Here is a 21,870-nt window from a genome sequence, read left to right on the forward strand (position 1 = left end):
AGCCCGCTATTCGAGCAGGCTCTGCCCCAGGTAGCCGCCGTCGGCGGCCCCCGGCAGGATCGCGAACACCGCCGAGCCGATGGTGGTGATCCACGGGTTGAGTGCGTCGGACGCTGCCAACCGCTGCTGGACGGGAACGAATTGCTGCGCCGGATCCCGTTGGTAGGCGGCGAAGATGAGGCCCGCGTCGGTGGTGGCGTCGGTCGGCGGATCGTCATAGTTGTAGGCCCGGCGCAGAAACCTCTCCCCGTCGTGGCGGTGCCGGGCCAGCGCGACATGCGAATTGGGCGGGATGACCGGGATACCGTTTTCCGCGGCGTCCAGATCGGGCTCGTCGAACTCGTGCGCACCGGTCAGGGGAGCGCCGGTATCGAGTCGACGGCCGACAGTCAGTTCCCTGCTGGTGCGGTCGAGTTCGTCCCAGCTGTCCAGCTCGGTGCGGATGCGCCTCAGCACGAGCACCGTGCCGCCGGCGAACCAGGGCTGTCCGGCTCCGTCGTCCCAGACCAGGCGGTCCACGTCGGTGGCCGTCCGCAGGTTGACCGTACCGTCGACCTGGCCCATCAGATTGCGCATGGTCGCGCCCGAGGTGTCCGAGCCCCGGGCACTGCGGAATCCCCGTTGCTGCCAGCGCTGGGTTGTCATGGTCCAGACGTTCTTGAGCAACACCCGCGCCGTGTGGGCGACGACCAGCGGATCGTCGGCACAGATCTGCAGCAGGAGATCGCCTCCGCACCAGCGTGATTCGAGACGGTCGGTGCTGAAGGCGGGCACCTCGGTCACCGAATCGGGCCGGCGGTGGGACAGTCCCGCCCGCTCGAACAGGCCCGCCCCGAGACCGACGGTGACCGTCAGCCGGGACGGCCGCGCGGCGAGTTCGGGCTCGGTGTCGGCCAGGGCCGGCCTGCCCTGGGTCAACCGTGCCGCGTCAGCGGTCCACAACCGCAGGACCGAGGCGAGCGTGTCGCGCGGTGCACGATCCGGGGTCGCGACGAGATCCAACGCGACGAACAACGCGTGCGCCTGGGCGGGTGTGTCCACACCGCCTTGATGTGCCCCGTGGAACGGCTCAGTATCGGATCCGAAACCGGTTGCTGCTGTCGCTGATTCAGCTCTGCCGCAGCGCGTCAACGTGGTGGTGGCCGCCAGCGCGGCGCCCCCGGTGAGGAGAAGGCGCCGCCGATTGAAGCCCCGCGGACGGGACGGCTCACCCATGATGGTGAGCACCGGGGGCGTATTCCTCGTCGCCTCCGGCGAAGTCGCGGACCTGCGCGGTGATCGGCAGCACCGACCCGTCGGCGAACGTCACGGTCAACGCAACATCGTCACCGGGTTGCAGAGGTTGCGTGAGGTCCATGAGCATCAGGTGATCACCGCCGGGCAGAAGGTCTTTCGTGCCGCCCGCAGCGACGCTGAAGCCGCCGTCCTTGGGTCGCATCATCGCGCCGCCCGAGTTGTGGGTGACTTCATGCAGTTCCACCCGGTTCGCCGCCGCCGATTCGCCGGAGATGATGACGGCGTCGCGGTCTCCGCCGTTGGTGAATGTGCCGAACACCGCCGTCATACCGGAGTCCGCAGCGCGGGCCCACGACTCGTCGAAGGTGACCGCCGACGCCATCGAGGCGTCCGGACCGGATCCCGAGGACGTGCATGCGGTCAGCGAGATCGCCGCCGCGAGGACGGTGAGTGCGAAGCGATTACGGTTACCGGACATGGGAATTCTCCGTGTTCTCATTTAACGAGGCGTTCTTCTTCAACGAGACGTTCTTTTTCAACGAGGCGTTCTTTTTGATCGAGCCGAGGATCAGATCGGTGAGGACGAACGCGGCCAGTGTCAGACCCAGCAGGGGCAGGAACCATCCGACGGTCACCGCACCCGCGACGAGCGCCGTCACCGTCAGCGGGCGTAACCGCCGCAATCCGCCGCGTGCGGGCGGGCGGCCCACCGCCCACCGGGAACCGCGTGTCGGCCTGCGCTGCCACCACATTCGGTAGCCGCGAACGATCACGGCGAGTAATCCGACGGCGATACCCAGCAGCAGCAGTTGGTTGAGCAGGCCGAACAGGAACCACATGTGCCCGCGGATGCCCCAGTCGGCGAGTTTGGCGATCAGCGAGTAGTCGCGCCAGTAGTCCACGGTCCCGGTCACGGTCAGGTCGCCGGGGTTCACCGCGGCGGCATCGGTGGTCCACCGGTAGGGCTTGTCGATCTCGCTCACGGTGACGGCGGCGCCGTGCTCGGCGGGAAGGAGGATCTCGACGGGGAGGTCGACCCCGGCGGTCGTGGCCGCAGCGAGCACACCGTCGAAGTCGACCGATTGCGGGCCGGCGGTGTGGCCGGCGGCCGGTGCGTGGTCCCCGTGGTCCCCGTGCGTGGCCGTGTCCAGTTGTGGCCGTTGCCATTCGAAGGCGGCCCGCAGGTCGCTGACATGGGCGCCCGCGTAGGTCGACCAGGTGATGCCGGTCGCCGAGAGGAACAGCAGCCCACCCAGCAGCCACACTCCGGTGGCCCCGTGCCAGTTCAGGTTTCGTGACCGGCCGCCGGCGGTGCGGTCCACGGTGAGAATGCGGGGCTTACGCCCGCGGCGGCGGTCTCCGGCGGCTTTGACAAGCCACAGATACAGCCCGCCCGATGCCACCACCCACAGCCACGACGCCGCGAGCTCGCTGTAGAGCCGGCCCGGTTCACCCAGGTTGAGGTGACGGTGCAGGCCGTCGAGCCAGGTGCTCACCGGAAGGTAGCCCAGCCAGGTCACCTCGTCGCCGAGCACGCGGCCGGTGTACGGGTCGACGAACACCGCACGACCCAGGTCGGGTGCGAGCGCGGGGTCGGCGAAGTACACACGGACGGACTCGTTCTCGGCGGCGGGCGGACGCACGCCCGTCACCGTCAGCGCCGGGTACGACCTCCGGGCGGCGGCGACCTGATCGTCCAGCGGTAGTACACGGTCCCCGGGTTCGACGAACAGAAGATCGCGGTAGACGACCCGCTCGACCGTCGGTGCCATCGCGTACAAAGCGCCGGTGAGGGCCGCGATGACGAGGAACGGGCCGACGAGGACGCCGGCGTAGAAGTGCAGCCGTACCAGCAGTGCCCTCCACCGGTGCTTCGGGATCGCTTCGGGTGCTTGGTTTGTCAACGTTGTGGGGTCATGGGTGCCCTCGGGCAGGGTCATATGAGGAAAGCCTTGTGATCGGACGAACGAGTCGTCGGCGACAGAAGATGCCGTCGGCGTCGGGATACGCGACGGTGCAAACGCGAATACCGCGGCGAGTCGCCACGGCTCGGTACAGGTGCGAAGAAGAAGGGTGTCAGGCAGTGACGGTGGCGTGCGGGGGAGCGCGCATGCCCAGCCCGGTCGCCAGAACAGGCCGGGGGACAACGATTCTGGTGGCGCGACGGCGAGCCCGCGGCATCGGCCGCGGGCTCTGGAGAATGAACAGGCGCAGCCAGTGCAGCACCGACGCGCAGACGGCGTAGAGATACTCCGCGGCCGAGATGGCACCGCCGAGCAGCACTGCGGCCGCGATGTGGGCCACGATCATCGACGGGCCGGGCGTCGGAACGAGGGCATCGTGGTGATGGCCGGTGAGGGCCAGCGCGATGTGTCCGAGGAACTGTGCGCCGCCGAGTGCGCTCGTCGTCGCCAACCAGCGCACGCGGCGGTCATCGCTGCGAACAGCGCCGGCGAGCGCGCCGACCGTCGCGCACACCAGCAGGGCGAGTACGAGCGAGCTGCCGAGAGGGAGGGCGCCGCCGCCGGCCGCGGCGTGTGCGCCGAGGGTCATGGCCGCCGAAGACGCCCCGACCAGGGCTCCACGGGCCCACCGGGCCCGCATCTTCGGCGTGTTCATCCGGCCGCTCAGCTCCCGCTGTATGTCTCGGGATCCGGCCGGAACCGGGTGCCGTCGTCGAGGCCGTTGAGCGTGCTCATCTGCTCCTCGGACAGTTCGAAGCCGAACACGTCGATGTTCGACCTGATCCTCTCAGGTGACGACGAGCGCGGGATGACGATGTTCCCGAGTTGCAGGCTCCACCGGATCAGCACCTGCGCGGGTGTCCTGCCGTGGGCCTCGGCGATTGCGTTCACCGCGGAGTGACTCAGCAGGTTTCCCACCCCGAGTGGTCCGTAGGCCTCGGTGGCGATGCCGTGTTCGGCGTTCACCGCGCGCAACTCCGCCTGGTTCAGCAGCGGGTGCAGTTCGATCTGGTTCACGGCCGGGGTGAAGAACGAGAGGCTGATGATGTCGTCGAGGTGGTGGCCGTGGAAGTTGGCGACGCCGATCGACCGGGTCAGGCCGACCTCCTTGGACTTCATCAGCCCGCCCCAGCTGTCGACGTGTTTGCCCTGCTGGCTGACCGGCCAGTGGATGAGGTAAAGGTCCACGTAGTCCAGACCGAGCCGCTCGAGGCTTGCCCGGAGGGCGTCCTGCGAGGACTGGAAACCGGCGTCCTCGGTGGCGAGCTTGGTCGTGACGAACAGCTCGTCACGCGGTACGCCGGAGGCCGCGATGGCGCGCCCGACGGCGGCCTCGTTGCCGTATGCGGCGGCGGTGTCGATCAGCCGGTACCCGGCCTCCAGCGCGGCCGTGACGGCCTGCTCGGTCTCTGCGTCCGACAACTCGCCCACACCGAGGCCGATGACCGGCATGGTGTTGTCGTCGTTGAGTGTGACGGTGGGGATGGCTGCCGCCGACGTCATGTCACCTTCTTTTCTGAAGTGGAATGCTGGCGAAGACTATATTGCCGCCCTTAGATCTTTCTAATACCGGCCGAACCACACGGTACGGGTATGCCACGCCGTGGACCGGGCGAACTCGTCCCGGCCGGACACCGAACAGGAGCTGACGATGACCGATGTCGCCGCGGGTCACACCCCCGAAACCACGCCCCGGGTGCGGACCCGGCCCGCCGGCGGTGCCGTCGAGAAGCTCACCAACACCCTGGCCGGTGTGACGTTGCGCGCTCTGCCGCGCATTCCCGACCCGGTCAAGCGGCTGCTGCTGGGCCGGCGAACGATCACCCTCGACGGCAACACCCTGGACACCACGCTGCATCTGATGCTCGCCGGGCAACGCCTCATGGGCATCGAAGGTCTCGTCGCCGACGACGACGTGACTGTCGCGAGAGCCCAGCTCGAGGTGCTCGCCGCCGCATTCAAGCAGCACATCCCGGTGGCCGCGGTGACCAACCTCACGGTGCCGGGGGCGCAGGGTCCCCTCGACGCGCGCCACTACCGGACCGACGAACCCGACGCCGCCCTGCTCGTCTTCTTCCACGGCGGCGGTCACGTCATCGGCAGCCTGGACTCCCACGACGACCTGTGCCGCGAGATCTGCCGGGCCGGACGGATCCACGTGCTCTCGGTCGACTACCGGCTGGCTCCCGAGCACAAGGCGCCCGCCGGCGCGCAGGACGCCTACTCGGCGTACCTGTGGGCCCGTGAGCACGCCGCCGAACTCGGCGCCGACCCGGAACGTGTCGCGGTCGGAGGGGACAGCGCCGGGGGCAATCTGTCGGCGGTGCTGACGCAGCGTGCCCGCGACGAAGGGGCACCCCTGCCCGCGCTGCAGGTGCTGCTGTACCCGGCCACCGAGGTCGGCATCCAGACCCGGTCGCAGACGTTGTTCTCCGACGGGTTCTTCCTGACCAAACGGGACATGGACTGGTTCATGGACCACTTCCTCGACGGCGCCGATGTCGCCGACACCGATCCCCGGGTGTCGCCGCTGCGGACCGACGACATGTCCGGACTGCCGCCGGCGCTGGTGGTGACCGCAGGGTTCGACCCGCTGCGTGACGAAGGGCGGCTCTACGCCGAGGCGCTGCGCGAGGCGGGCACACCCGTGGACTACCGCGAGTACGGCACCGTCGTCCACGGCTTCGCCAACTTCTTCCCGCTGGGCGGCGACAGCGCGACGGCGATGGCCGACGTCATCTCCGCGATCCGCGCCCATCTGACCCGCGCCGGCTAAGGCAGGACGGGCGCGCCGGTACTCTGTTTTCCGTGGCTTCCAAACCCAAGAAGAACGCGCGTTACGACCTCAAGGCCGCCGACCGCAAGCGCAACCTGCTGATCCAGATCGGCCTGACGGCCGTCGTCGTCATCTTCGCGGTCGCGTTGGTGCTCTACATCGTGGGTTCGGCGGACGACAAGCCGACCGCCGGCGAGTCGCGCGGCATACGGGTGGAGTCGACGAGCGTCATCAAGAAGGAAGGCACCGACGAGCCCAAGGCCGTCGTGAGCATGTACGAGGACTTCCTGTGCCCGCACTGCGGTGCGTTCGAGCAGCAGTTCGGTCCGACGATCAACAAGCTGGTCGACGCGGGCGCCATCGCCGCGGACTACTACATGGTCGGCATCCTCGATCGTCCGCAGAACCAGAACTACCCGGCACGCGCCGGTGGTGCCGCCTACTGCGTCGCCGACGAGTCCATCGACGCGTTCAAGCGTTTCCACGCCGCCCTCTACGCACAGCAGCCCGGCGAGACCGGTTCCGCCTACCCGGACAACGCCCGACTCATCGAGATCGCGCGCCAGTCCGGTGCGACCGGCGGAGTGCCCGAGTGCATCAACAAGGGGACCTACGTCGACATGGTCGGCGGACTCGCCCGGGCAACCGAGATCAAGTCGACGCCGACGGTCCGCATCAACGGTGAGGAATACCAGTACAGCACCCCTGACGCGCTGGTCGCCAAGATCAAGGAGATCGTCGGCGACGTGCCCGGTCTGGAAGCCGCGCCGCCGGCACCCGCCCCGCAACCCGCTCCCGCATCATGACCGTCACCGCGACCGACTCGGTAGATCACGCCGACCCGTCCGCCGACGAGGCGACGGGGGTCGCGGTTGCACGCGGTAGCGCACTGTGGGTGCTCATCGCCGGTGTCGTCGGCCTGGCCGCGGCCCTGACCCTCACGGTCGAGAAGATCGAGCTGCTCATCGATCCGGACTACATCCCGTCCTGCAGCATCAACCCGGTGCTGTCCTGCGGGTCGGTGATGATCACCCCGCAGGCGTCGCTGTTCGGCTTCCCGAACCCGCTGATCGGCATCGTGTCGTTCACGGTCGTCGTGGTCACCGGTGTTCTCGCCCTGGTCAAGGTCTCCCTGCCGCGCTGGTACTGGGCCGGTCTGGCCGTCGCGACACTGCTCGGCACGGTGTTCGTGCACTGGCTGATCTTCCAGAGCCTGTACCGCATCGGCGCTCTGTGCCCGTACTGCATGGTGGTGTGGGCCGTGACGATTCCGCTGCTGGTGGTGGCGACCTCCGTCGCCGTGCAGGCCCAGCGCAGCGGCAACGCCGCGGTCAGGTTGATCTACACCTGGCGGTGGTCGCTGGTCACGCTCTGGTTCACCGGCGTCCTGCTGCTGATCCTCGAGCGATTCTGGAACTACTGGTCGACCCTGATCTAGCTGGCGGTAGGTCGAGTCAAGGGGCGTGGTGGGCGTAGTTGGTCGACACCCTTGGTTGGGGTGTTGAAGTTTCTACGGCCGATGGTGCTGCGGGTGGATTGACGGGTGCCTGGCGCCCACGCTGACGTATGCAACCTCGTTGGGTGGTTATCTGGCGTCGTTCGGGCTGCCGCGGAGGCGAAGGGCCGGGTGCCAAGCTAGATGCGGCGTAACCCGCGGGGGTCCGCCATAGCCGACACGGCATCTGATCCGGCCCTTCGTCCCGTCTGCCTAGCGTGGCACTACCGACTGGAGTTGTGAAGGGTTGTTGGTCGGTCCTTTCTCGGGGTGTGGTGTCGCTGCGGGTGGCTCAGGCCCAGCGGGTTGGCTCGTAGACAGCGTGGTCACGCACGAGCGCGTGAGCGATTCGGTTGGCGCGGTTGGCCAGTGCGCAGGCCACCACGCCGCCGTGTTTGCCGCGGTCTTTGAGTTCGTGGGCGTAGGTCTTGGCTGCCGGTTCACTGAGCCACAGGCCGATACCGAGGTCGATCAACGCGCGGCGCAACGCGACGCTGCCTTCACGGCTGATGCCGCCATCGCGGCGTTTGTGGGCAGATTCGTACTGCACCGGCGAGAGGCCCGATGCACGGTAGATTTGTCGCGGCCCTGGCCATCGTTGCGGGTCACCAAGGGCTGCAGCGTAATTGGATACCCGCACCACGCCCCAGCCCGGTACCGAAGTCAATGTCGCGTACGGGCTGCGCGGCAGCAGCGACCCCAACTCCGTCTCGGCGGCATCAATCTGGGCGTCCAGGTCGGCCAACAGGGCCATGTCGGCGGCCAGGATTCGGCGGGCGATCACCGCGTCGCGCGTCGGCAGTGCATCGCGCGCCACAGCGACCAGACGCTCGGCGACCGGTCGACGCAGTTGCAGGTCGCGAGTGGCGGCGAAACGGATCAGCCGGCTGACTCCCAGGCCGGCCAAACGGGCAGGGTCGGTGAACTCGGCGGCGACCAAACGGCCGATCTTGGTTCCCAGCACGTCGGGCAGCGCCAAGGTCAGTCCGGGAAACGCTCGGTCCAGTTGCCCGAGCAGCTGATTCTTCGTTGCGGTCCGCGTCGCGGTCCGCCGGCTCCGATGCACCGCCCAGGCGCTCACCTCACCAATCACGACATCGCGATCGCTCACCGAGCGCCCGTACCCGGCCAACACCAGATCGGTGATCGCTTCCAGGTCGATCACGTCGGTCTTGATGCGGCGCCGCCCCTGCACACGACGCTGCTCGGCGACCTGGGCGGGATTGAGCTCCAACACTTCCCACCCGGGCGGCCAGCGATGGTCGAGCACCGGTCGGTGATAGTGACCGGCGGCCTCCACACCGACTTTGACCTGCCCTGATAGCGGGATCGAGGCCGTCGCCTCAGCGGTGACTGCCGCAAGACCGGTGCGGTTCATCGCAAACTCCGATGGCCCGAACAACCGATGGCGACTCGCATCGGTCACCGACAACAGGGCCGAGGTCTTGCCGACATCGACAGCAACGACAATCGTGGACGACGTGACTGGAGCAACATGCACAGACACAACAGACACCTCCGGGGCGTGTCAGGAGGTCCACGTGCGTCAACACACGGACCGCCAAAGGAATCGGTTACAGATCCCTTCCTGACACCTCCGGAGGCATTGAGAAGGACTAACCCGATCTATATCAGCCGCCCGACGTGCGGTGATCACAGCCCGTGGTCGGGCTCGGTGAGAAAGATCAGCAAGGTTAAGGTGAACCGTGGCTGGTCAGATAACCAAGGTCCTCGTCGCCAACCGTGGTGAGATCGCGATCCGCGCCTTTCGCGCGGCCTACGAGATGGGGATCGCCACCGTCGCGGTGTACCCCTACGAAGACCGCAATTCCCTGCACAGACTCAAAGCCGACGAGTCGTATCAGATCGGTGACGTCGGCCATCCGGTGCGGGCGTACCTGTCGGTCGACGAGATCATGCGCGTGGCGCTGGAAGCCGGCTGCGATGCGGTGTATCCGGGCTACGGGTTCCTCTCGGAGAATCCCGAGCTGGCTGCCGCGTGCGCGTCGGCGGGCATCACCTTCGTCGGTCCCAGTGCCCATGTGCTGGAACTGACCGGCAACAAGGCGCGCGCGATCGCGGCGGCACGCTCGGCCGGGCTTCCCGTCCTGGCGTCCTCAGAACCGTCCGCCTCGGTCGAGGAGCTCGTCGAGGCGGCGCGCACCATGGAGTTCCCGCTGTTCGTCAAGGCGGTCTCCGGTGGCGGCGGACGCGGCATGCGCCGGGTCGCCGAGCCCGAGGGGCTGGCCGAGGCGGTGGAGGCCGCCAGCCGCGAGGCGGAGTCCGCATTCGGGGATCCGTCGGTGTACCTGGAGCAGGCGGTGCTCAACCCGCGCCACATCGAGGTGCAGATCCTCGCCGATTCCCGCGGCAACGTGATGCACCTGTTCGAGCGTGACTGCAGCGTGCAACGCCGTCACCAGAAGGTCATCGAGCTCGCGCCGGCCCCGAATCTGCCCGAGGAGCTGCGGCAGCAGATCTGCGCCGACGCGGTCGCCTATGCCCGGGAGATCGGCTACACCTGCGCGGGCACCGTGGAGTTCCTGCTCGACGAACGCGGTCATCACGTCTTCATCGAGTGCAATCCGCGAATCCAGGTCGAGCACACCGTCACCGAGGAGATCACCGACGTCGATCTGGTGGCCAGCCAGATCCGTATCGCGTCGGGTCAGACCCTCGCCGATCTGGGGCTGAGCCAGGAGGATCTCGTCATCCGGGGTGCGGCGATGCAGTGCCGGATCACCACCGAGGATCCCGCCAACGGTTTCCGGCCCGACACCGGCCGGATCACCGCCTACCGCTCGCCCGGCGGCGCCGGAATCCGCCTCGACGGGGGCGCGGTGCTCGGCGGCGAGATCGGCGCCCACTTCGATTCGATGCTGGTCAAGCTCACCTGCCGGGGCCGCGACTTCGCCACCGCCGCCGCGCGGGCACACCGTGCGCTGGCCGAGTTCCGCGTCCGCGGAGTCTCGACGAACATCCCGTTCCTGCAGGCCGTCATCGACGACCCGGACTTCCGGGCGGGCAGGGTCACCACGTCGTTCATCGACGAACGGCCGGGGCTGCTCACCTCGCACACGCCCGCCGACCGCGGAACGAAGATCCTCAACTACCTGGCCGATGTGACCGTGAACCAGCCGCACGGCCCGCGCCCGTCGACGGTGTATCCGCAGGACAAGCTGCCCCAGATCGACCTCAACACGATGCCCCCGCGCGGCAGCAAGCACCTGCTCTCCGAGGTCGGTCCGGAGGGTTTCGCCCGCTGGATTCGGGAGTCCAAGGCGGTGGGTGTCACCGACACCACCTTCCGGGACGCGCACCAGTCGCTCCTGGCGACGCGCATCAGGACCTCGGGGATGCTGATGGTCGCGCCGTACGTCGCGCGGATGACCCCCCAGCTGCTGTCGATCGAATGTTGGGGTGGCGCAACGTATGACGTCGCTCTGCGGTTCCTCAAGGAGGACCCGTGGGAGCGGCTGGCGGCGCTGCGCGAAGCCGTGCCCAACATCTGCCTGCAGATGCTGCTGCGCGGCCGCAACACCGTCGGGTACACGCCCTACCCGGAGTCGGTGACCCATGCCTTCGTTCAGGAGGCGACCGCCACGGGGATCGACATCTACCGCATCTTCGACGCGCTCAACAACGTCGACTCGATGCGTCCGGCGATCGACGCCGTGCGGGAAACAGGCACGGCCGTCGCCGAAGTCGCGATGTCCTACACCGGCGACCTGTCCGACCCGGCGGAGAACCTGTACACGCTGGACTACTACCTCAAGCTCGCCGAGCAGATCGTCGACGCGGGCGCGCACGTCCTCGGCATCAAGGACATGGCGGGGCTGTTGCGCCCGCAGGCCGCCGACACCCTCGTCGGGGCGTTGCGCAGTCGGTTCGACCTGCCGGTGCACGTCCACACCCACGACACCCCCGGGGGTCAGCTCGCGACGTACCTGGCCGCGTGGCAGGCCGGCGCGAGTGCCGTCGACGGCGCGTCGTCGCCATTGGCCGGCACCACGAGCCAGCCCGCGCTGAGTTCGATCGTGGCCGCCACCGCTCACACCGAGTTCGACACCGGACTGTCCCTGGAAGCCGTGTGCGACCTCGAGCCGTACTGGGAGGCGCTGCGAAAGGTGTACGCGCCCTTCGATGTTGCCGCCGCGGGCCCGACCACGCCGACGGGACGGGTGTATCACCACGAGATCCCGGGCGGGCAGCTGTCGAATCTGCGCCAGCAGGCGATCGCGCTCGGGCTCGGCGACCGGTTCGAGCAGATCGAGGCCAGCTATGCCGCCGCCGATCGCATCCTCGGCCGGCTGGTCAAGGTCACCCCGTCGTCGAAGGTGGTCGGCGACCTGGCGCTGGCACTCGTGGGCGCGGGGGTGTCCGCCGACGAGTTCGCCGCCGACCCCGAACGTTTCGACATCCCGGATTCGGTGATCGGCTTCCTGCGCGGCGAGCTGGGAGACCCGCCGGGAGGCTGGCCGGAGCCGCTGCGCTCCAAGGCGCTCGCCGGGCGTGCCCCCGCCAAACCGGCGACCGAGTTGTCCGCCGAGGACACCGCGGCCCTCGCCGACGCCGGTGCCACGCGGCAGGCGACGCTCAACCGGTTGCTGTTCCCGGGGCCCACCAAGGAATTCGAGGCACACCGGGAGCAGTACGGTGACACCTCGAGCCTCTCGGCGAACCAGTTCTTCTACGGTTTGCGCCACGGCGACGAGCACCGGGTCACCCTGGAGAAGGGCGTCCAACTGCTCATCGGCCTCGAAGCCATCTCGGATGCCGACGAACGCGGGATGCGCACCGTGATGTGCATCCTCAACGGGCAGCTGCGACCGGTCGTGGTTCGCGATCGCAGTGTCGCCAGCGAGGTTCCGGCCGCCGAGAAAGCCGACCGCAACAACCCCGACCACGTCGCGGCGCCCTTCGCCGGCGTCGTCACCGTCAACGTGGCCGAGGGGGACCAGGTCGAGACCGGTCAGACGATCGCGACGATCGAGGCGATGAAGATGGAGGCAGCGATCACGGCCCCGAAGGCGGGTGCCGTCGGTCGTGTCGCGGTCAGCGCGACGGCGCAGGTCGAAGGGGGAGACCTGCTGGTGGTGATCGGTTCCGCGGGCGCGAAGGTCAGCAGCGACGCGGCCGGGGAGTCGTCCTGACCCGGATCGTCGCAGGCGACTTCGGCGGACGCCGCATCGCCGTGCCGCAGCAGAAGTCCGGACGCGGCACGCGGCCGACGACAGACCGGGTGCGCGAGGCGATGTTCAACCTGCTGTCCGCCCGGATCGACTTCAGCGGTATCAGCGTGCTCGATCTGTATGCAGGGTCGGGAGCCCTTGGGCTGGAAGCGCTTTCGCGCGGCGCCCGATCGGTGCTGTTCGTGGAGTCCGACGCCCGCGCGGCATCGGTGATCGAGCAGAACATCGCGGCGTTGGGTGCGCGCGGAGCGACAGTTCGTCGGGGAAGCGTGGCAGCCGTCCTGTCCGCGGGGGCGGCCACGCCCGTCGACCTGGTGCTGGCCGACCCGCCCTACGAGGTCGACGCAGCACAGGTCGCCGATATGGTCGACGCGTTGGACAACGCCGGCTGGGCGTCGCCGGGAACGGTTGCGGTGGTGGAGCGTCCGGCCTCGGCCTCCGAGATCGACTGGCCGGCCCGATGGTCGGCGTGGAAGGCGCGCCGCTACGGCGACACCCGCCTGGAGATGGCGTCGGTCACCGACTGATCCGGAGGGTCGAAATCGTCTCCACGGCAGCCGAGTTCCCGATCGACGTGCCGTTCACCGCCGTCGCCGCCGCGCGGGCCGGCGCGCGGATCCGGCACCGGCGATCGCCGTGGACCGCGGCGGCCCCTGCTACGGTCACACCTCATGAGTGGAGCGGTGTGCCCGGGGTCCTTCGATCCGGTGACCCTCGGTCACATCGACGTGTTCGAGCGCGCGGCGGCGCAGTTCGACGAGATCGTCGTCGCGGTGATGGTCAACCCCAACAAGTCGGGGATGTTCACGCTCGACGAGCGGATCGCGCTGATCGAGGAGTCGACCACGCACCTGCCGAACCTGCGCGTCGAATCCGGGCAGGGTCTCATCGTCGACTTCGTCCGCGAGCGGGGTCTGACCGCGATCGTCAAGGGCCTGCGCACCGGCACCGATTTCGAGTACGAACTCCAGATGGCTCAGATGAACAAACACGTCGCCGGGATCGACACGTTCTTCGTGGCCACCGCGCCGAGCTATTCGTTCGTGTCGTCATCGCTGGCCAAAGAGGTGGCCATGCTCGGCGGCGACGTCACGGCGCTGTTGCCTGCGGCGGTGAACACCCGCCTGACCGCCAAGCTCGCCGAGCGCGGTTGAGCGTCACGGGGCGGGGTACGTAGGAATCGCCGGTGCTCAGCCCTCAGCGCCGACACCACACAGCCCTGCGTGATGGAGGTACCCACTGTGCCCGAGACATTCGTCCAGTCCACCGATGACGTCGTCGCGTTCCTCAAGGATCAGCACAACCTGATCCGTGACATGTTCGACGACGTAATACATGCGTCCGACCCGAAGGCGCGAGAGAAGGCGTTCACCGAACTGCGGCAACTGCTGGCCGTGCACGAGACAGCCGAGGAGATGGTGGTGCACCCCCGGATCCGTCGGGAGGTCGACGAGGGCGACGACATCGCCGAGGCCCTCCTGGCCGAGGAGCACGCGTCGAAGGAGAAGCTCGTCGCCCTGGAGAACCTCGACATCGCCTCCGATGAGTTCCTCCGCGAGCTCACCGAGTTCCGGGACACCGTCCTGGCGCACGCCGAGCACGAAGAGATCGAGGAGTTCACGAAGCTCTCGCGCGAACTCGGCGCCGACGACCTCAAGCGCATGGCCGGCGCGGTGCAGGCCGCTGAGGCGATCGCCCCGACCCGGCCGCACCCGGGCGTCGAATCGGCCACGCTGAACTTCGCGGTCGGGCCGTTCGCGTCGATGCTCGACCGGGCCCGCGACGTCATCGGGGCCGCGCTGAAGTGACATCCGGGCCGGTGTTCGGGCGATTTCGGCGCGACACACCGGCCACGGAAGCCCAGTCACAGGCGTAACACCAGGCACACTGGTCACTAACAACTACGCCTGGAGGGTGTGCCGTGTACCGAGTGTTCGAAGCTCTCGACGAGTTGGGCGCGATCGTCGAAGAAGCCCGCGGTGTGCCCATGACCGCCGGTTGCGTGGTGCCGCGCGGTGACGTCCTGGAACTGATCGACGACATCAAGGACGCGATCCCGGGCGAACTCGACGACGCGCAGGACGTGCTCGACGCGCGTGACGCGATGCTGCGGGAGGCCAAGGACCACGCCGAGTCCACCGTGTCCACGGCCAACGCCGAGGCCGACTCGATGGTCAACCATGCCCGGACCGAAGCCGATCGTCTGCTGGCCGACGCGAAGGCGCAGGCCGACCGGATGGTGGCCGAGGCCCGTCAGCACAGCGAACGCATGGTGGGTGAGGCGCGCGAGGAGGCCGCGCGCATCGCGGCGACGGCCAAGCGCGAGTACGAGGCCAGCACCGGCCGGGCCAAGTCCGAGGCCGACCGGCTCCTCGAAAGCGGCAATCTCGCCTATGAGAAAGCCGTCCAGGAGGGCATCAAGGAGCAACAGCGCCTGGTGTCGCAGACCGAGGTCGTCGCGACCGCGACCGCGGAAGCCACCCGCATGATCGACTCGGCGCACGCCGAGGCCGACCGCCTGCGCGGAGAATGCGACATCTACGTCGACAGCAAGCTGGCCGAGTTCGAGGACTTCCTCAACGGCACGCTGCGGTCGGTCGGACGGGGACGCCACCAGCTGCGCACCTCGGCCGGTACCCACGACTACGCCGCCCGGTAGGCCGCCGCGGAGCTGACCGTACGATACGGACATGGCGACGCACGCAAGCGCGGCGGCGCGCCGCTCGTCGCGGTCGCCGCTCGTGATCGACATCACCCGACTCGGCCGCCGTCCCGGTTCGATGATCACCGTCGAGACGACGGTGCCCAGCCCGACCCGCATCGGCGTGGAGCTCATCGCCATCGAGGAGGGCGCTCCGCTGGAGCTCGACCTGCGACTGGAGTCGGTGTCGGAGGGTGTTCTGGTGACCGGCACGATGTCGGCTCCGACGTCGGGCGAATGCGGGCGCTGTCTGAAGCCGATCACCGGTGAGGTCTCCATCGACCTCACCGAGTTGTTCGCCTATCCCGACAGCACCACCGACGAGACGACCGAATCCGACGAACTGCCCCGTGTGGGTCGCGAACGCGGTACCGACACGGTCGATCTGGAACAGTCGGTGATCGACGCGGTCGGGTTGGCGCTGCCGTTCTCCCCGGTCTGCGGACCCGACTGCCAGGGCCTGTGCCCCGACTGCGGCGTCGCGCTCGAGGACGCAGAACCCGGGCACCACCACGAGAAGATCGATCCGCGCTGGGCCAAGCTGGCCGAGTTCGGCGAGAAGGACGGGGATGACGCGTGACGGTCGACCGCGCACTTCTGTTGAAGGCGCTCGGTATCGATCTGCCCGCGGAACTGCTCACCATCGCGCTGACCCACCGCAGCTACTCCTATGAGAACGGTGGCGTGCCCACCAACGAACGGCTGGAATTCCTCGGTGACTCCGTGCTCGGGCTGACCATCACCGAAGAGCTCTACCACCGCCATCCAGATCGCTCCGAGGGTGATCTGGCCAAGCTGCGCGCGAGCATCGTCAACACCCAGGCGCTCGCCGACGTCGGCCGCAACCTCTCCGAGCACGGCCTGGGCGCCTACCTGCTGCTGGGCAAGGGCGAGGAGAACTCCGGCGGAGCCGACAAGTCCAGCATTCTCGCCGACGGTGTCGAATCCCTGCTCGGCGCGATCTACCTGGAGCACGGCGCGGTCGCGGCGCGCGAGGTGATCCTGCGTCTGTTCAGCGATCTGCTGGACACCGCGCCGACGCTGGGCGCGGGACTGGACTGGAAGAGCAGCCTTCAGGAACTGACCGCATCGCTGGCGCTCGGGGCGCCGAGCTACCACGTCACCTCGACCGGACCCGACCACGACAAGGAATTCACCGCGGTCGTGATCATCGCCGAGAGGGAGCACGGAACGGGCGTCGGCCGCACCAAGAAGGAGGCCGAACTCAAGGCCGCCTCGGCCGCCTGGAACGCACTCCAGCGCGCGCACCCGGATGCCTGAACTCCCGGAGGTGGAGGTCGTCCGCCGGGGATTGGCAGCACACGTCACCGGCAGGACGATCTCAGCGGTCCGCGTGCACCATCCGCGGGCCGTCCGCCGGCATGAGGCCGGTCCGGCCGATCTGACGGCGCGGCTGCTGGACTCCGTGATCACCGGCACCGGACGCCGGGGCAAATACCTGTGGCTGACGCTCGGCGACGGCTCCGCGGTCGTCGTGCATCTCGGGATGAGCGGCCAGATGCTGCTCGGGCCGGTGCGCAACGAGAATCACCTGCGCATCGCCGTGCTGCTCGACGACGGCACCGCGCTGAGCTTCGTCGACCAGCGCACGTTCGGCGGCTGGATGCTCGCAGACCTGGTGACCGTGGACGGCTCCGACGTCCCGGCCCCCGTCGCGCACATCGCCCGCGATCCGCTCGACCCGCTCTTCGACCGCGCTGCGGTGGTGAACGTGTTGCGGCGCAAGCACTCCGAGATCAAGCGGCAGTTGCTGGACCAGACGGTGGTGTCGGGGATCGGCAACATCTACGCCGACGAATCGCTGTGGCGGGCCAAGATCAACGGCGCGCGCCTGGCGTCGGGGGTCTCCAAGGCCAAACTCGCCGAACTGCTGGATGCGGCGACCGACGTGATGACCGATGCGCTCGCCCAGGGCGGTACCTCGTTCGACTCGTTGTATGTCAACGTCAACGGCGAATCGGGCTACTTCGACCGCTCGCTGGATGCCTACGGGCGCGAGGGCGAGCCGTGCCGGCGTTGCGGTGCGATCATGCGGCGTGACAAGTTCATGAACCGCTCGTCGTTCTACTGCCCGCGCTGCCAGCCGCGCCCCCGGGTCTGACGTCGCCGAACGTGCATTCCAGCAGGTCTCCACTCGATCTTCGTCTGCTGGAATGCAATTTCGGCGGAGGTTGTAGAAATAGGGCGTGACCGAACTGTGGGTGGAGCGCACCGGGGTGCGTCGCTATACCGGGCGCAGCACGCGTGGCGCCGAGGTGCTGGTGGGCTCGGAAGACGTCGAGGGTGTCTTCACGCCCGGTGAGCTGATGAAGATCGCACTGGCCGCGTGCAGCGGTCTGTCCAGCGACCAGCCGTTGCGTCGGCGCCTGGGCGACGACTACCGGGCGAAGATCAGGGTGTCTGGTGCCGCCGACCGCGAGCAGGAGCGCTACCCGCTGCTCGAAGAGAAGCTCGAGGTGGACCTGTCCGGTTTGTCTGACGACGAGAAGGCGCGCCTGGTCACCGTGGTCGAGCGCGCGATCGACCAGGTGTGCACCGTCGGGCGCACGCTGAAGGCAGGTACCGAAGTGACCTTTGAGGTGGACGATGCCGGAGGCGAGTGACGTTCGGTTGACCGCCTGGGTGCACGGGCAGGTGCAGGGCGTCGGTTTTCGCTGGTGGACGCGGTCGCGGGCGCTCGAACTGGGGTTGACGGGCTTCGCCGCCAACAAGCCCGACGGGCGGGTCCAGGTGGTCGCCCAGGGTCCGCGGGAGGCATGCGACCGCCTGCTCGGCGCGCTGCAGGGCGGGGACACCCCGGGTCACGTCGACAAGGTCATCTACGACTGGTCCGAACCAGCCGACGCGATCGCGGGCTTCACCGAGCGCTGACGCCTCCGGCGGTAGGGTATCGCGACATGCATCTGAAGAGTCTGACGCTGAAGGGCTTCAAGTCCTTCGCCTCGCCGACGACTCTTCGCTTCGAACCGGGGATCACCTGTGTGGTCGGGCCCAACGGCTCGGGCAAGTCCAATGTCGTCGACGCGCTCACCTGGGTGATGGGCGAGCAGGGGGCCAAGACGCTGCGCGGCGGCAAGATGGAGGACGTCATCTTCGCCGGCACCTCCTCGCGGGCCCCGCTGGGCCGCGCCGAGGTCACGCTGACGATCGACAACTCCGACAACGCGCTGCCCATCGAGTACTCCGAGGTGTCGATCACCCGGCGCATGTTCCGCGACGGGGCGGGGGAGTACGAAATCAACGGCAGCCGTTGCCGTTTGGCCGATGTCCAGGAGCTGCTGAGCGATTCCGGCATCGGCCGGGAGATGCACGTGATCGTCGGCCAGGGCAAGCTCTCGGAGATCCTCGAATCCCGTCCGGAGGACCGCCGTGCGTTCATCGAGGAGGCCGCCGGCGTCCTCAAGCACCGCAAGCGCAAGGAAAAGGCGGTCCGCAAGCTCGACTCGATGGCAGCCAACCTGGCGCGGCTGACCGACCTGACCACCGAGCTGCGCCGCCAGCTCAAGCCGCTGGGCCGCCAGGCCGAGATGGCCCGGCGCGCCCAGACCATCCAGGCCGACCTGCGCGATGCCCGGCTGCGGCTGGCCGCCGACGACCTGGTGGCCCGCAAGGCCGAGTTCGACGACACCGATCAGGCCGAGACCACCCTGCGCCGCGAGCACGACGAGCTCACCGAGCGGCTGCAGGAGCGGGCGGCCGAGCTCGACGCCCACGAGACCGCGGTCGAGGACCTCAGCGAACGGGCCGACGCCGCCCAACAGCGCTGGTTCCGGCTCTCCGCCCTCGCCGAACGGGTCAGCGCGACCGTCCGGATCGCCAGCGAGCGTGCCCAGCACCTCGACGGGGACCCGGATTTCTCGGCGGGACCCGATCCCGACGAGCTCGAAGCGCAGGCCGACGCCGTCGCCGAACAGGAACAGCAGCTGCTCGACGAGCTCGCCGAATCCCAGGAGCGTCTGGAGGCGGCCCGTGAGGAGCTCGCCGAACGCGAGCAGGCAGCCGCCGAGGCCGAGCGCGCCCACATGGCCGCGGCCCGCGCCGAGGCCGACCGGCGCGAGGGGCTCGCCCGGCTGTCCGGCCAGGTCGACACCATGCGCACCCGCGTCGAATCCGTCGACGAGACCGTGGCCCGTCTCACCGCGAACATCGACGACGCCGCCGCCCGCGCCCAGCTGACGCAGGCCGAGTTCGAGACGGTGCAGGCCCGGGTCGGTGAGCTCGACGCCGGTGAGGTCGGCCTCGACGAACACCACGATCGCAGCGTGGCGGCACTGCGGCTGGCCGACGAACGCGTCGCCGAACTGCTCGCCGCCGAGCGGGCCGCGGAACGTCAGGTCGCTTCTTTGCAGGCACGGATCGATGCGCTGTCGGTCGGGCTCGACCGTCGCGACGGAGCGGCATGGCTCCAGGAGAACCACAGCGGTGCCGGACTTTTCGGCTCCATCGCGAACCTGGTCAAGGTGCGGGCCGGCCACGAGGCGGCCATCGCGGCGGTGCTGGGCGCCGCCGCGGACGCGCTGGCCGCCGAGGACTTCGGTGCCGCGCGCGCAGCGGTGGCCGCGCTGAAGGAGTCGGACGGCGGCCGGGCCGCGCTGGTGCTGGGGGACTGGCCGGCTCAGGAGGCGGTGACGGGTCAGCTGCCCGCCGGCGCCGCATGGGCGGTCGACCTCGTCGAGCCCGCGGACCGGGTGCGCGGCGCCGTCACCGCGATGCTGTCCGGGGTCGCAGTGGTCGAAAACCTGACCGCGGCACTGGATCTCGTTGCCGCGCAACCCAGGTTGCGCGCTGTGACCGCCGACGGCGACCTGGTGGGCGCCGGCTGGGTCAGCGGTGGGTCGGACCGCAAACCGAGCACCCTGGAGATCCAGTCAGAGGTCGACAGGGCCCGTTCGGAGTTGGTCGACGCGGAGCGGCGGACCGGGGAGTTGTCGGCGGCCCTGTCCGGAGCGCTGGCAGAACAGGCCGCGCGTCAGGATGCCGCGGAGCACGCCCTGGCCGCGCTGAACGAATCCGACGCGGCGATCTCGGCGATCTACGAGCAGCTCGGCCGGCTCGGGCAGGATGCGCGAGCGGCCGACGACGAATGGCAGCGCCTCATCAGGCAGCGCGACGAGATGGAGGCCGGACGCAACCGCACCGTCTCGGAGCTGGCCGAGCTCGAGCTGCGGCTGCAGAACGCGCAGCAGGAGCCGATGTTCGACGCCGAGGTCGTCGACCGGACGGAGTTCACCGCCGCCGCCGAGGCGGCCCGATCCGCGGAGGTGGAGGCGCGGCTGTCCGTGCGGACCGCCGAGGAACGCGCCAATGCCGTTCGGGGCCGGGCGGATTCGCTGCGCCGCGCCGCGGTGGCCGAGCGCGAGGCGCGGGTGCGCGCGCAACGTGCCCGGGAGGCGCGCGTGCATGCCGCGGCCGTCGCAGCCGCGGTCGCCGAGTCGGGGCGGGCCGTCGCGCAGCGACTCGCCGACGCGGTGTCGGTCGCCTCGCGGATCAGGGACGAGGTCGCCGCGGAGCGTCAGGTGCGTGCCGGCGCGCTGACGAAGGCGCGCGAGGAGGTCAACGAACTCACCGCGCGGATCACCGCCCTGACCGACGCGCTGCACCGTGACGAAGTCGCCAAAGCCCAAGCGGCACTTCGCATCGAGCAGCTCGAGCAACAGGTCCTGGAGCAGTTCGGCATGGCCGTGGCCGATCTCGTCGCCGAGTACGGGCCCGACGTCGCCCTGCCGCCCTCGGAGCTGGAGATGGCCGAGTACGAGCAGGCCAGGGAGCGCGGCGAGCAGGTCACCGCGCCCGCGCCGATGCCGTACGACCGGCCCACCCAGGAGCGGCGGGCCAAGCGTGCCGAGCGGGAACTCAAAGAGCTGGGACGGGTGAATCCTCTTGCGCTGGAAGAGTTCGCGGCGCTGGAGGAGCGCTACAACTTCCTGTCGACCCAACTCGAGGACGTCAAAGCCGCCCGCAAGGATCTGCTCGACGTGATCGCCGATGTCGACACCCGCATCCTGCAGGTCTTCACCGAGGCCTACATGGATGTGGAGCGGGAGTTCACGCAGGTGTTCTCGACGCTGTTCCCCGGTGGTGAGGGACGGCTGCTGCTGACCAACCCGTCGGACATGCTGACCACCGGTATCGAGGTCGAGGCCCGTCCGCCCGGTAAGAAGATCAAGCGGCTCTCGCTGCTCTCGGGCGGGGAGAAGTCGCTGACGGCGGTGGCGATGCTGGTCGCGATCTTCCGTGCGCGGCCCTCACCGTTCTACGTGATGGACGAGGTCGAGGCGGCGCTCGACGACGTGAACCTGCGCCGGCTGATCAGCCTGTTCGAGCAGCTCCGTGAGCGATCGCAGTTGATCGTGATCACCCACCAGAAGCCGACGATGGAGGTCGCCGACGCGTTGTACGGCGTCACCATGCAGGGCGACGGCATCACGACGGTGATCTCGCAGCGGATGCGGGGTCAGGAACTGGTCACCAGCTCGTCCTGAGAC

Annotated in this window: 20 protein-coding genes; 14 read left to right on the forward strand and 6 right to left on the reverse strand. The window is 68.8% G+C overall.

Going from position 1 to position 21,870, the window contains the following annotated elements; translation table 11 throughout:
- Positions 1-6: 6 nt before the first annotated feature.
- From DYE23_RS10010 to DYE23_RS10030, 5 genes are all read right to left on the reverse strand, one after another.
- Positions 7-1,215 carry a Dyp-type peroxidase gene (locus DYE23_RS10010; RefSeq protein ID WP_115328923.1) on the reverse strand — a complete coding sequence of 403 codons (1,209 nt, stop codon included), beginning with the start codon at positions 1,213-1,215 and terminating at the stop codon, positions 7-9.
- Positions 1,208-1,714 carry a copper chaperone PCu(A)C gene (locus tag DYE23_RS10015; RefSeq protein ID WP_115327130.1) on the reverse strand — a complete coding sequence of 169 codons (507 nt, stop codon included), beginning with the start codon at positions 1,712-1,714 and terminating at the stop codon, positions 1,208-1,210. The genes DYE23_RS10010 and DYE23_RS10015 overlap by 8 nt, the downstream gene beginning before the upstream one ends.
- Positions 1,704-3,176: a PepSY-associated TM helix domain-containing protein gene (locus tag DYE23_RS10020; RefSeq protein ID WP_115327131.1), complete on the reverse strand. Its 1,473-nt coding sequence runs from the start codon at positions 3,174-3,176 to the stop codon at positions 1,704-1,706. Before DYE23_RS10020 ends, DYE23_RS10015 begins: the two co-directional genes overlap by 11 nt.
- A gap of 136 nt (positions 3,177-3,312) precedes the next feature.
- Positions 3,313-3,855: a hypothetical protein gene (locus DYE23_RS10025; protein WP_011895050.1), complete on the reverse strand. Its 543-nt coding sequence runs from the start codon at positions 3,853-3,855 to the stop codon at positions 3,313-3,315.
- Between the two features lie 8 nt (positions 3,856-3,863).
- Positions 3,864-4,703, reverse strand: a complete 840-nt coding sequence (locus DYE23_RS10030) for an aldo/keto reductase (protein WP_011895049.1) — start codon at positions 4,701-4,703, stop codon at positions 3,864-3,866.
- 148 nt (positions 4,704-4,851) lie between these two features.
- On the opposite strand from DYE23_RS10030, the gene DYE23_RS10035 reads away from it, so the two are divergent.
- The 3 genes from DYE23_RS10035 to DYE23_RS10045 are packed head-to-tail and all read left to right on the forward strand — an operon-like array spanning position 4,852 to position 7,414.
- The gene (locus DYE23_RS10035; protein ID WP_013472145.1) at positions 4,852-5,976 is read left to right on the forward strand and encodes an alpha/beta hydrolase; all 1,125 of its coding nucleotides are present in this window, start codon (positions 4,852-4,854) and stop codon (positions 5,974-5,976) included.
- A gap of 32 nt (positions 5,977-6,008) precedes the next feature.
- Complete coding sequence (locus tag DYE23_RS10040) at positions 6,009-6,782, forward strand: DsbA family protein (protein WP_115327132.1); 774 nt, start codon at positions 6,009-6,011, stop codon at positions 6,780-6,782.
- A complete protein-coding gene (locus tag DYE23_RS10045; protein WP_115327133.1) occupies positions 6,779-7,414 on the forward strand; it encodes a vitamin K epoxide reductase family protein in 636 nt (211 codons plus the stop codon). Before DYE23_RS10040 ends, DYE23_RS10045 begins: the two co-directional genes overlap by 4 nt.
- 349 nt (positions 7,415-7,763) lie before the next feature.
- On the opposite strand, the gene DYE23_RS10050 is transcribed toward DYE23_RS10045, so the two are convergent.
- Positions 7,764-8,978, reverse strand: a complete 1,215-nt coding sequence (locus tag DYE23_RS10050; protein WP_115327134.1) for an IS110 family RNA-guided transposase — start codon at positions 8,976-8,978, stop codon at positions 7,764-7,766.
- Positions 8,979-9,177: 199 nt separating this feature from the next.
- On the opposite strand from DYE23_RS10050, the gene DYE23_RS10060 reads away from it, so the two are divergent.
- The 11 genes from DYE23_RS10060 to smc all read left to right on the forward strand — a co-directional run bounded on the left by DYE23_RS10060 (position 9,178) and on the right by smc (position 21,867).
- Positions 9,178-12,624 carry a pyruvate carboxylase gene (locus DYE23_RS10060; protein ID WP_115327136.1) on the forward strand — a complete coding sequence of 1,149 codons (3,447 nt, stop codon included), beginning with the start codon at positions 9,178-9,180 and terminating at the stop codon, positions 12,622-12,624.
- Positions 12,621-13,190 carry a 16S rRNA (guanine(966)-N(2))-methyltransferase RsmD gene (rsmD, locus tag DYE23_RS10065; protein WP_172527902.1) on the forward strand — a complete coding sequence of 190 codons (570 nt, stop codon included), beginning with the start codon at positions 12,621-12,623 and terminating at the stop codon, positions 13,188-13,190. The genes DYE23_RS10060 and rsmD overlap by 4 nt, the downstream gene beginning before the upstream one ends.
- Positions 13,191-13,334: 144 nt before the next feature.
- Positions 13,335-13,817, forward strand: coding sequence for a pantetheine-phosphate adenylyltransferase (gene coaD / locus DYE23_RS10070; protein ID WP_011895042.1), 483 nt, complete (start codon positions 13,335-13,337; stop codon positions 13,815-13,817).
- Positions 13,818-13,904: 87 nt separating this feature from the next.
- Positions 13,905-14,471 carry a hemerythrin domain-containing protein gene (locus DYE23_RS10075; RefSeq protein WP_011895041.1) on the forward strand — a complete coding sequence of 189 codons (567 nt, stop codon included), beginning with the start codon at positions 13,905-13,907 and terminating at the stop codon, positions 14,469-14,471.
- A 113-nt stretch (positions 14,472-14,584) separates the two neighbouring features.
- Complete coding sequence (sepIVA, locus tag DYE23_RS10080; protein ID WP_011895040.1) at positions 14,585-15,322, forward strand: cell division protein SepIVA; 738 nt, start codon at positions 14,585-14,587, stop codon at positions 15,320-15,322.
- A gap of 31 nt (positions 15,323-15,353) precedes the next feature.
- Positions 15,354-15,944 (forward strand): YceD family protein, encoded by a 591-nt coding sequence (locus DYE23_RS10085; protein WP_011895039.1) that lies wholly within the window; start codon positions 15,354-15,356, stop codon positions 15,942-15,944.
- Positions 15,941-16,645 (forward strand): ribonuclease III, encoded by a 705-nt coding sequence (rnc, locus tag DYE23_RS10090; protein WP_011895038.1) that lies wholly within the window; start codon positions 15,941-15,943, stop codon positions 16,643-16,645. Before DYE23_RS10085 ends, rnc begins: the two co-directional genes overlap by 4 nt.
- Positions 16,638-17,486 carry a bifunctional DNA-formamidopyrimidine glycosylase/DNA-(apurinic or apyrimidinic site) lyase gene (gene mutM, locus DYE23_RS10095; protein WP_011895037.1) on the forward strand — a complete coding sequence of 283 codons (849 nt, stop codon included), beginning with the start codon at positions 16,638-16,640 and terminating at the stop codon, positions 17,484-17,486. The genes rnc and mutM overlap by 8 nt, the downstream gene beginning before the upstream one ends.
- Positions 17,487-17,571: 85 nt before the next feature.
- Complete coding sequence (locus DYE23_RS10100) at positions 17,572-17,988, forward strand: OsmC family protein (protein ID WP_115327137.1); 417 nt, start codon at positions 17,572-17,574, stop codon at positions 17,986-17,988.
- Complete coding sequence (locus DYE23_RS10105; protein ID WP_115327138.1) at positions 17,972-18,256, forward strand: acylphosphatase; 285 nt, start codon at positions 17,972-17,974, stop codon at positions 18,254-18,256. The genes DYE23_RS10100 and DYE23_RS10105 overlap by 17 nt, the downstream gene beginning before the upstream one ends.
- Positions 18,257-18,282: 26 nt before the next feature.
- On the forward strand, positions 18,283-21,867 hold the full coding sequence (gene smc / locus DYE23_RS10110; RefSeq protein WP_115327139.1) for a chromosome segregation protein SMC: 3,585 nt from the start codon (positions 18,283-18,285) through the stop codon (positions 21,865-21,867).
- Positions 21,868-21,870 lie beyond the last annotated feature (3 nt).

Origin of the sequence: Mycolicibacterium gilvum, from assembly GCF_900454025.1 — a bacterium.
Classification (GTDB): Bacteria; Actinomycetota; Actinomycetes; order Mycobacteriales; family Mycobacteriaceae; genus Mycobacterium; species Mycobacterium gilvum.